The organism is Actinomycetota bacterium, assembly GCA_035640355.1.
In the GTDB taxonomy this organism is placed as follows: Bacteria; Actinomycetota; UBA4738; order UBA4738; family HRBIN12; genus CALGFI01.
In genome coordinates this window covers 122758-132564 of record DASQWI010000004.1, presented here as the reverse complement: position 1 = coordinate 132564, position 9807 = coordinate 122758, and the positions used below count along the sequence as shown (strand labels likewise).

Genomic DNA, 9807 nt, shown 5'->3' with positions numbered 1-9807 from the left:
AGCTCCCCGCGCGCCTTCTTCCACTCGGTCGGGCGCTCCGCGATCCGCTCGCGAATGCTCTGGAGCAACGCCGGCTCCGGCATCCACAAGCCGCCCGCGACGAAGCACTGCTCGGGCTCGAGGTGAAAGTAGTAGCCGGGTGCCGCCGTTCCCCTTCCGAGCGGGAAGTGCGCGCCGATGTGGGTCTTGTACGGGCTCTTGTCCTTCGAGAACCGAATGTCCCGGTGGATCCTGAACATGGAACCGCCGACCGGCCGAGGATCGGCCACGAGGTTGCGGCTCACCGTCCGTAACGGCGGCCCGACGTCGTTGATGAACTGGAGGAACGGCTCCTTGACCGACTCCTCGTATCGGTCCTTGTTCGCATTGAACCAATCGCGGTCGTTGTTGCGCTTCAGCTCGCGAAGGAACGCGAACGTATCCTCGCCGAAGTACCCCACGCCGCCCCTAGTCGTTCTGCGCTCTCGGCCGGACTCCGATGGCGAGCGCGATCTGGGTGATGTCAGAGCGCAGCGCATCGAGCGCTGAGCCGACCCGGTCGATGCGACCGTCCAGCCGCTCCTCGAGCCGGTCGACGCGGTGCTCGAGGCTGTCGAACCGCTGGTCGACGACGTCGAACCTTCCTTTGACGAGCCACGCAAGGATCGCCCCGACGAGCGCCACGACCGTGGCGTTGATCACGGTTCCGACGAGCTCCATGTGATCGCGTCCTCCGGGTAAGAAGCCCAGCGCGAACGTAGCACGAAGCACCGACAGCCGGACCCGAGGGGGGGCCAAGGTCGCTCCCCGGTTAGCGGGTGGCAGGAACGTAAGTGAGACCGAGGATGCCGTTTTCGAGCTGCTTGACGTCGATCAGGGTCGAAATCGGTGGTGTCGATCGCGTCAGACGCGAGGCGGGGCCCGGCGTCAGCACGGACGCCGGGCCTCCGCATCACCCGTCTGTTGCTGAGGCTCAAGGGAGCGGACCGCGCCGCGTTCTCAGCCCAGCGAGACCGCGACCTCCTCGAGCTTGTCGTATGCCTCCTGCATTCCGCCTTCCATGCCCGACTCGATGATGACGTCGCGTACCTCGCGAGTGTGGCACTCCACGAGGACGGTTAGACGCGTGCGACCATCGAGATCCTCGTACGTCGTCGTATTGAGGGTTCCCTCTTGGTCGCTCGCGGGGAGGCCTATCTCGGGAACACCTTCGAAGACCTCGGTCGAGACGGTCCGCTCGTTCGGAACGATCTCCCGGAACGTCCCGTGGAATGCGACCTCGAACCCCTCGTTCGCCATCATCACGTAGCGCCACGTGCCTCCTTCTCGAAGATCCACTTCTGCGCTCGTGACCTTCCCGCGCTGTCCGCTCCACCACCGTGCGATCAGCTCGGGTTCGGTCGTCGCGCGATAGACAAGGTGCCTCGGCGCGTCGAACTCCCGCGTGATCAGGATCTGCGTCTCCGCGGGGAGCGTGACAACTGCCTTCCCACTACTGGTCACCGTTTCCATCTCCCTCCTCCTTCTCCTTGCGCTCCTTCTCCTGGAGCTCCTTCACCACTGCGTCGAGCCGGTCGAAGCGCTCGGACCACGTGCGCTCGTAGCTCTGGACCCAGTCGTGGATCGGCTTGAGCCGATGTCCGTTCAGCGAGTAGATCCGTTGCCTCCCCTCGTCTCGTGCGTCGACGAGTCCGACCTCGCGGAGGACTCGCAGGTGCTTGGACACGACGGGCTGCGCGACACGGAGTCGCTCGACCAGGTCGTTCACCGGCTGCTCGCCCTGGGCGAGCAGGTCCAGGATCTGCCGTCGTCGCGGCTCCGCCACCGCGTTGAACGCGTCCGTCGTGGTCGCTGCTCGTGCCATAGGTGGACCATACATGCCTATACAGGCATATGTCAATGCGGACGCCGGCTTCGAGTTGGTGACAGGCGGATTGGCCGACCTACGACGGTCTTCGGGCGACGAACGTGATGTTCGCCGTCTCAGGCGAGACCGGCGCGTCGGTCCAGTTGTCGAGCATCTGGACGTCACCGAAACCGGCCATCTCGAGCAGGAGTTCGATGTGAGCTGCCGTGTACGCGGCCACCACGATCGTTCGAGTCTCCTCGACGACGAGCTCGTTGTCGCGCCGCGTAGACGCTTGCATCTCCATCGTGATTCGCTGCTCGAGTGGGTCGAAGTCGACGACGCGCGAGCGGAGCCGGTACTCGTCTCCTTTCTCGGTTCCGGTCTACCGCCCTCGTCGAAGTCCTCGGGTAACTTCGCTCGACCGTCCTTGGTCCAGTAGCTCCATCCCCGCGGATCGGAGTACGGCATCTCGTGGTCGAAGATGAAGAAGCCGCCGGGCTCGAGGTAGTGGTCGATTCGCACGAGAGTCTGCCGGTCCTGCTGTCGGGTCCCCCCGATGCCCACCGAGCCGCAGCTGTAGATCGTTCGGTACGTGCGAGGCAGATCGAGCTCGTGCATCGGCTGCGCGTGCAGGTTCGGCGCGAACCCCTCGCGCTCGGCGCGCGCCTGCGCGTAGGCGAGCATGTCGGGCGAGATGTCGACACCATCGACGTCGAACCCCTCTTGCAGCAGCGGGATCAACACACGCCCGGTTCCGCAACCGACGTCGAGCGCAGGCTGCCCCGCTTCGATGTACGGCTTCAGGAACTCCGCCTCCGCGGCGTCGTGTCTCTTCTCGGCCCAGTACCGCGCGACGAGGCCGTAGTGCCAAGTCTGTGGTTGGTCGGACGCCATGACGCAGCGATCGTATTCGGACCATCCGCAGCCCGCTTGCTTCATGCACGCGTAGCATCGGCCGGTGCCGATCATCGACTTCTATGGCGCGCACGATCGGGCGATGTTCGCTCTCGAACGCAAGGCGATGGATCCGGCGATGCGGGTCACCGACGCGCACGATCGCGCGCTCCCCGAACGTGGTCTCGTCCTCGACGTCGGCGCGGGCGACGGGTTCTCGGCTGATCGGTTGACGACGCGTTCGCGGCGAGTGATGCCGATGAAGCAGGCGGTCGGCATGATCCGGAAGGAACAAGACCTTCCGTGGGTGCGCGGCGACGCGGAGCTCCTCCCGTTCCGCGACGGATCGTTCGCCGGCGCGTACGCGACGTGGGCGTTCGAGTTCGAGACGTACGAGGAGGCGGACCGGCTCCTCGGCTTCTACTTCGGCGATCGCGGTCGTAACACCGGGAAGCTCCGGTTCGCCTTCCGAGTCGGGCTGTACTTCAACAGGAGCCGCGGATCAGGCCGCTGAAGCACCTTCTCGCGGCCACGTCCACGCGTACCAGACGATGAAGATCAGGGCGACGATCTCCGCCGCACTGAGGAACAGGTAGTACGCCGACTCGCCCATCGCCGCGGCGACGATCGAGACGATGTACAGGACCCCGAGCACGATGTTCGTCCACCGCGCGGCGTTCGGGCTTAGCACGAGCGTCAAGAACACCATCGCGCTCGCGAGGGCGATGTACACAGAGATCGCGAGCAGGAACCCCTGTGTGATCTCGATGCCCGAGACCTCACCGGAGACGATCTCCTCGATGCTCCCCGGCGCGAAGAACCCGAAGATGTCCCCGTAAGCGAACAGGAACAACATCGTGATCCACAAAGCCGAGATCTTCAGCCTGATGCCGACTCTGAGGTCCTCCAACAGCCGAGTCCTGGTGGTAGCCACGCTGCCCTCCCCGATGAGCGTTCGAGGGGAAGGCTAGTCGTGCTCGGGGGTCCGGCGGCGCTGCTAGCCGAGCCGCGTACGAGAAGATGTCCGTCTCATGGAGAAGCCCAAGAGCGTCGAGGCGTACTTCAAGGGCCTTCCAGCCGAGCACCGAAAGGCGCTCCAGAAGCTCCACGACACGATCGCGACGGCCGCGCCCGCGGCGGAAGAAGGGATCACCTACAGCATGCCGGGGTTCCTGCTCGGCGGGAAGGGTTTCGTTGGGTACATGGCGTTCAAGGACCACTACAGCTTCTTCCCGATGAGCCCCGCGGCGGTCGACGCGCATCGCAAGGAGCTGGGCGATCACGTCACCGGCAAGGGAACGATCAGCTTCGACTATGGCGAACGCCTTCCGGTCACGTTGATCAAGAAGGTCGTGCGAACCCGCCTCGCGGAGGTGGAACGCCGGAAGCGCCGGTACTGACCGCTACTCCACCAACGCGAGCAGCTTCGTCGTGGTGTTCCAGTTTCGAATAGTGACGCTGGGATAGATCGGCGATCCAACGATCTTGTTCAGCCGGCTCGCGGTGGCTCTCGCCGTCAGCCTGGAGAAATAGATGACGCCTGTCCCGGCGTGGGCCGTATCGACGGCCGGGTTTGTCGGGACATGCTTCATCGCCGCCCTCGCCGTGAGTGGTTCCTTGAGGAAGATGACGTCGTACCGATACTTCGCCGGCTGGGAGCCGAACCCCTTCGGTGCGCGATCGACGATCGAGCGCATCTGCCTTCGGCTCCGGACCACCACCGTCGGGATGTAGTCGAACGCCTCGGCCAGCATCTTCTCGATCCGCGTGGTGAGCTGCGGCGAGCTGCTGTCCGGAGAATCGAACAGCACGTTCCCGCTCTGGATGTAGGTCGACACGTTGTCGAATCCGTCCTCCTCGAACGCGGCCTTCAGCGCCGGCATCTTGATCAAGTTCTTCCCGCCGACGTTGATCCCGCGGAGGAGGGCCACACAGCGTGTCATCCCCGCTGTCTACCACGACGGTTGAGATCCGGCCGGACTCATTTCGTGTAGATACTGAGAGTCGAGCGAGAGGAGGCCACGATGGGGAGGCTCACGACGTTCACGCATGTCACGCTCGACGGCGTCATGCAGGCGCCGGGACGCCCCGACGAGGACACGCGAGGCGAGTTCGGCTACGGCGGGTGGGAGGTCCGCTACGCCGACCCGGTGATGGCCGAAGTCGCCGCCACGGGGATGGCTACGGACAGCGCGATGCTGTTCGGCCGGCGCACGTACGAGGACTTCTACGGATTCTGGCCGAACGCGCCGCAGCCGAACCCGTTCACCGAGGTCCTGAACCGCTCGCAGAAGTTCGTCGCATCGAGGACGCTCGAGGAACCGCTTCCGTGGAAGAACTCTACGCTCCTAAAGGGCGACGCTGGCGACGCGGTTCGCGAGCTCAAGGCGGGGCACAAGGATCTCGTCGTGCTCGGCAGCGGCGACCTGATCCGGACGCTGATGCGCCACGATCTGATCGACGAATACCTCGTGCTGATCCACCCGTTGGTGCTCGGAACGGGTCGGCGCCTGTTCGAAAATGGCGCGCCGCCGGCGAACCTGAAGCTGGTCGATACGAACAACACGACGACGGGCGTGATCATCGCGCGCTACGTACCTGAACGGGCCAACGCGTAGAGCGATCTCGCGGGCGGAGAATTGGCGGCGCCTGGCGGCGACTTACTTCGTCGTGACTGCCGACGCGCGTGAACCGCTGATCGCCGCGCCCGCACCGAGCGTGATGTAGATGCCGCCGCTGACCCACGCTAGCCGGCGCCCGAACGACGGGCTCGTGCGGCGGAGCCACTCGCCGGCGGTTCCGGTGAGCATGGCGTAACAGGTGTCGCTGACCATCGAGATCAGCACGAGCAGCACGCCGAGCACGACGAACTGCAACGTGACCGAACCGCGGGCCGGGTCCACGAACTGCGGCAGGAACGCCAGGAAGAACAGCGCCGTCTTGGGGTTGAGCACGCCGACGAGCGCTCCCTGGCGGTAGATCCGCGCCAACGATTGCCGGGGCGCGTCGACGGCGCCGAACACCTCTTCGCGGTCGAGGATCTTCCTGATGCCGAGGTAGATCAGATACGCGGCGCCGAGGTACTTCACGACGGTGAACGCGGTCGCCGACGAAACGAGGATCGCCGAGAGCCCCAGCGCGGCAGCCGGGACGTGAACCATCGTACCGGTGGCGATGCCGAAAACGGAAGCGATGCCGGCCATCCGCCCCTGGTCGACGCTGCGCGTGACGATGTAGATCACCGCCGGTCCGGGGATGACTGCGAACAGCACGCATGCGGCCGCGAAGGTGAGGAGAGTCTGCGTCTCCGGCATTGCACGATGGTAGCCGGCCACTGGCGGCGGAACCCGAGGATCGGAGCCGTCGGGGTCATCGGTACCATCGACCCCCGATGAGCAGCGCAACGACCCGCCCGCCTACAGCAGGTGGTCCCACTACAACGAGCAGTTTCGCGATGCCGTCGCGAGCTTGTCGGAGGAGCAGCCGTTGATCGAGCTATCGGACTAGAGGCGTGCCCGCGGCACCGTTGAAGCTCACCAGAGCGCAGATCCTCGCGTTCCGCAGGCACGTCGGCGCGCTCGACGAGCGGCTGCCGCGCGGGAAGAGCTCGCTGCGGCAGGCGGCCTGGGCCGGCCTGCAGGACAGCATGCCGCGCGCCGCGCTCCTCTCGATCCACGCGCGAGTCGCTGGAACCGGACCGACGACATGGGAGGACCCGTCCCTCGTGCAGCTGTGGGGACCGCGCTTCAGCGCGTTCGTCGTCGCGGCGCGCGACCTTGCGGTCTTCTCTCTGGGGCGGTTCCCCGACGACGCTCGCGGCCGGCAGATCGCGGAGGATCTGGCCGCTCGACTACGCGTGCTCCTCGACGGCGGCGTGCGGATGACCTACGGCGAAGCCGGGCGCGCGCTCGGCGAACCTCCAAACCGCCTGAGGTACGCGGCAACGACTGGGTCGGTGGTGATGCGGTGGGAAGGCGCACGGCAGCCCGTCATATGGACAACGCCGTCGCCCGACATCGACGCACGCGCCGCACGCCTGGAGCTCGCCCGCCGGTACCTGCACGTCTACGGTCCGACGACGCCGGAGGCGTTCGCGGAGTGGGCGGGGATCGGCCCCCGGCAAGGCACGGACGCGTTCGATGCGCTCGACGCGTCACGTACTCCGGTGCGAACCCCGATCGGCGACTCGTGGATCCTCACCCGCGACGAACCGACGTTTCGCACAATATCCGGGCCGCCCGCGCCCGCTCGGCTCCTCCCGAGCGGCGACGCCTTCTACCTGCTCCAAGGAACCGACCGCGAGCTCCTCGTACCGAACGCGACGCGTCGTCGCCGACTCTGGACCCCACGCGTCTGGCCGGGCGCACTCCTCGTCGAGGGCGAGATCGCCGGGACGTGGCGACGCGCGAACGAGAAGGTCGATGTCGAGACCTGGCGTCGCCTCTCGCGCGCGCAGCGGGACGCCGTCGTGGAGGAGGCGGAGTCCTTGCCGCTGCCCGGCGCGGCGGGCCGGATCGTCGTCGGCTGGCAGACCTGACGCGACGTGTAGGCTGCCCGTCGATATGGCCGAGGTCCTCCTCTTCCATCATGCGCAAGGGCTGACGCCCGGCGTCATCGCGTTCGCCGATGATCTGCGCGCCGCTGGACACACGGTTGAGACGCCCGACCTGTACGACGGCAACACCATGACCGAGCTCGCCACGGGAATCGCCTACGCGAAGCAGGTGGGATTCGACACGATCGGCGAGCGTGGAAGCGTCGTCGCCGAGAGCCTGCCGAAGGAGATCGTCTACGCCGGCATCTCGCTCGGCGTGATGGCCGCACAGGAGCTGGCTCAAAATCGGGACGGGGCGCGCGGCGCCATCTTCATCAGCGGGTGTTTCCCGCCGTCGGAGTTCGGAACCGAATGGCCGAGCGGCGTCCCAGCGCAGGTTCACATGATGGAGCAGGATGAGTGGGTCCTCGAAGGCGATCTCGACGCGGCGCGCCAGCTCGCAGACTCGACCGCCGACGCCGACCTCTTCCTGTATCCGGGTGATCGACACCTGTTCATCGACAACAGCACGCCCGATTACGACGACAGCGCGGCGACGTTGCTCAAGGAGCGCGTGCTCGCGTTCCTCGACGGCCTGGGGTGACCGGCTCGGTCATTCGACGCACCGACGAGGCTGCGTCGCGAATGGAGTAATGCCGGGACCAAGCCAAGAGCGCGCTATACGGTGACCACGATCTTCCCGCGAGGGTGGCCTTCCGCGAGGTATCGGACCGCGTCCGGCGCTTCCACCAACGAGTACGTCCGGTCGATCACCGGTCGAACCTTTCCCGCGTCCACCAGCTCGCTGAGCGCCTCGAGATCCGAGGCGCGCTCCTTCGACACGAACCCACGCATCTTCTGGCCGACGAACGGCGACAGCAGCGGAGCGCGGAGGATCCCCTTGAAGAACCCACCCGTGACCGGACCGCCGCCATCCCCGCCGACGATCACGAGCGTCCCACGACGCCCAACCGCGCGGCGCACCTCCCGCAGTGGCCGACGACCTGCCGTGTCGACGATCACGTCCCACCGCCGCTTGCCGTTCGTGAAGTCCTCGCGCGTGTAATCGATGACGTCGTCGGCGCCGATCGAACGGACGAGATCCAGCTTCGATGTGCTCGCCACTCCTGTGACCACCGCGCCGTACGCCTTGGCGATCTGCACCGTGAACGTGCCGACGCCACCGGCGGCGCCGATGACGAGCACCGATTGCCCCGGCTTGACCGACGCGATATCGCGCAACGCCTGCAGCGCCGTCATCCCCGAGACCGGCAGTGCGGCCGCCTCTTCGAACGAGAGGCTCGCGGGTTTCCGGAACAGCTTGTCCGGGCGGGCGAGCGCGTACTCGGCGAACGAGCCCGAAACCGCGGTGCCCATCACCTCGTCGCCCGGCTCGAACCCGCGAACGGACCCGACCGCCTCGACGACACCCGCCACATCCCAACCGCGAACGCGCAGCTTCGGTCGACGGAGACCGAGAGTGAGTCGCGCGAAGTACGGCTTCCCTTCCATGATGTGCCACACGTCCGGGCCACAGCCTGCGGCGTGGACCCGGATGAGGACGTCGTTCTCGCCGACAATGGGAACCGGTATGTCGCGGAACTCGAGAACGTCAGCCGAGCCATACTCGTCCTGAACGATCCCCTTCATCGCCTCTCTCCTTCGTTCGGCTCCAACTAACACCCCACCGCCGGGCTCTCCCGGCCTCGGTGGTGTACGGCGTACACCGGCTGGCATTACCCTAGGTGTACGGCGTACACTCTGTCAAGCCCAGAGGGGCCGGGCGGAATCGCCGAGTCGCTCGGAGGGGGCACCGGATGGCCACGAAGATCAGGGAGCGCTCGCCCACTCGCGAGCCACTGAGCCGGGAGCGGATCCTGGGCACCGCCGTCGCCCTGGCGGATGAGAGCGGCGTGGATTCGCTCAGCATGCGAAGGATCGCCCAGGAGCTTGGCGTCGTCCCCATGGCGCTCTACAAGCACGTGGCGAACAAAGAGGAGTTGCTGGACGGGCTCGTCGACGCCGTGATCGACGAGATCGAGCCGCCGATTGCGGGCGACGACTGGAAGACCACGATGCGCGAGCGCATCCTCTCGGCCCGCCGCGCGCTTCTGCGCCACCCATGGGCATCGCAGGTCATCGAGTCACGCGCCGAGCCGACCCCAACGGTCATCGGCTACATCGACTCGATGATGGGCATCTTCCTGAGAGGCGGCTTCTCGGTGGACCTCATGCATCACGCGATGCACGTGATGGGGAGTCGGATCCTCGGGTTCTCTCAGGAACTGTTCGACGACACGGCGAGCGTGCCCGAGGACGAGGCGCTCGCGATGTGGACGCAGATGGCCGAGGCCTACCCGAACATTGCCACGCTGGTGGGCGCGGTCTCGGGCGGGGAGATCGAGCACGAGGAGGAGTCGATCGTCGGCGGCGGCTGCGACGACCAGTTCGAATTCGAGTTCGCGCTCGACCTGATCCTCGACGGTCTCGAGCGGCTCCGCGAACGAGAGACCACCCTCGCCAGAGACTGATACTGCGGCTCGTATACGGT

Annotated in this window: 15 protein-coding genes; 6 read left to right on the top strand and 9 right to left on the bottom strand. The window is 66.3% G+C overall.

Translation table 11 applies throughout. The features are described 5' to 3' along the window. From VFA08_02285 to VFA08_02265, 5 genes are all read right to left on the bottom strand, one after another. Positions 1-440: DUF2461 domain-containing protein (locus tag VFA08_02285; protein HYZ12417.1), on the bottom strand; the 440-nt coding region annotated here is incomplete at its 3' end. Between the two features lie 7 nt (positions 441-447). Continuing rightward, a complete protein-coding gene (locus VFA08_02280) occupies positions 448-777 on the bottom strand; it encodes a hypothetical protein (protein HYZ12416.1) in 330 nt (109 codons plus the stop codon). Positions 778-978: 201 nt separating this feature from the next. Next, on the bottom strand, positions 979-1491 hold the full coding sequence (locus VFA08_02275; GenBank protein ID HYZ12415.1) for an SRPBCC family protein: 513 nt from the start codon (positions 1489-1491) through the stop codon (positions 979-981). Beyond that, on the bottom strand, positions 1472-1843 hold the full coding sequence (locus VFA08_02270; GenBank protein ID HYZ12414.1) for a metalloregulator ArsR/SmtB family transcription factor: 372 nt from the start codon (positions 1841-1843) through the stop codon (positions 1472-1474). The genes VFA08_02275 and VFA08_02270 overlap by 20 nt, the downstream gene beginning before the upstream one ends. A gap of 79 nt (positions 1844-1922) precedes the next feature. Beyond that, the gene (locus tag VFA08_02265) at positions 1923-2132 is read right to left on the bottom strand and encodes a hypothetical protein (GenBank protein HYZ12413.1); all 210 of its coding nucleotides are present in this window, start codon (positions 2130-2132) and stop codon (positions 1923-1925) included. 654 nt (positions 2133-2786) lie between these two features. Between VFA08_02265 and VFA08_02260 the strand changes: the two genes are divergently transcribed. Then, positions 2787-3236, top strand: coding sequence for a methyltransferase domain-containing protein (locus VFA08_02260; GenBank protein ID HYZ12412.1), 450 nt, complete (start codon positions 2787-2789; stop codon positions 3234-3236). Here VFA08_02260 and VFA08_02255 read toward each other — a convergent pair. Then, the gene (locus VFA08_02255) at positions 3225-3656 is read right to left on the bottom strand and encodes a DUF6326 family protein (GenBank protein ID HYZ12411.1); all 432 of its coding nucleotides are present in this window, start codon (positions 3654-3656) and stop codon (positions 3225-3227) included. The two genes, VFA08_02260 and VFA08_02255, sit on opposite strands and share 12 nt — an antisense overlap. A 97-nt stretch (positions 3657-3753) precedes the next feature. On the opposite strand from VFA08_02255, the gene VFA08_02250 reads away from it, so the two are divergent. Beyond that, complete coding sequence (locus tag VFA08_02250; protein HYZ12410.1) at positions 3754-4122, top strand: DUF1801 domain-containing protein; 369 nt, start codon at positions 3754-3756, stop codon at positions 4120-4122. Positions 4123-4125: 3 nt separating this feature from the next. On the opposite strand, the gene VFA08_02245 is transcribed toward VFA08_02250, so the two are convergent. Beyond that, complete coding sequence (locus VFA08_02245; protein HYZ12409.1) at positions 4126-4665, bottom strand: DUF1697 domain-containing protein; 540 nt, start codon at positions 4663-4665, stop codon at positions 4126-4128. A gap of 81 nt (positions 4666-4746) precedes the next feature. On the opposite strand from VFA08_02245, the gene VFA08_02240 reads away from it, so the two are divergent. After that, positions 4747-5340 carry a dihydrofolate reductase family protein gene (locus tag VFA08_02240; protein HYZ12408.1) on the top strand — a complete coding sequence of 198 codons (594 nt, stop codon included), beginning with the start codon at positions 4747-4749 and terminating at the stop codon, positions 5338-5340. Between the two features lie 42 nt (positions 5341-5382). On the opposite strand, the gene VFA08_02235 is transcribed toward VFA08_02240, so the two are convergent. Then, positions 5383-6036: a LysE family translocator gene (locus VFA08_02235; GenBank protein ID HYZ12407.1), complete on the bottom strand. Its 654-nt coding sequence runs from the start codon at positions 6034-6036 to the stop codon at positions 5383-5385. Positions 6037-6233: 197 nt separating this feature from the next. On the opposite strand from VFA08_02235, the gene VFA08_02230 reads away from it, so the two are divergent. Continuing rightward, positions 6234-7259, top strand: coding sequence for a crosslink repair DNA glycosylase YcaQ family protein (locus VFA08_02230; protein HYZ12406.1), 1026 nt, complete (start codon positions 6234-6236; stop codon positions 7257-7259). A gap of 25 nt (positions 7260-7284) precedes the next feature. Beyond that, positions 7285-7860, top strand: coding sequence for a dienelactone hydrolase family protein (locus VFA08_02225; protein ID HYZ12405.1), 576 nt, complete (start codon positions 7285-7287; stop codon positions 7858-7860). A 74-nt stretch (positions 7861-7934) separates the two neighbouring features. Here the strand turns inward: VFA08_02225 and VFA08_02220 are convergent, their stop codons facing one another. Next, the gene (locus VFA08_02220; protein HYZ12404.1) at positions 7935-8906 is read right to left on the bottom strand and encodes an NAD(P)-dependent alcohol dehydrogenase; all 972 of its coding nucleotides are present in this window, start codon (positions 8904-8906) and stop codon (positions 7935-7937) included. Between the two features lie 167 nt (positions 8907-9073). Between VFA08_02220 and VFA08_02215 the strand changes: the two genes are divergently transcribed. After that, entirely contained in the window at positions 9074-9787 is a 714-nt protein-coding gene (locus VFA08_02215; GenBank protein HYZ12403.1) for a TetR/AcrR family transcriptional regulator C-terminal domain-containing protein, read from the top strand. Positions 9788-9807: the final 20 nt, after the last annotated feature.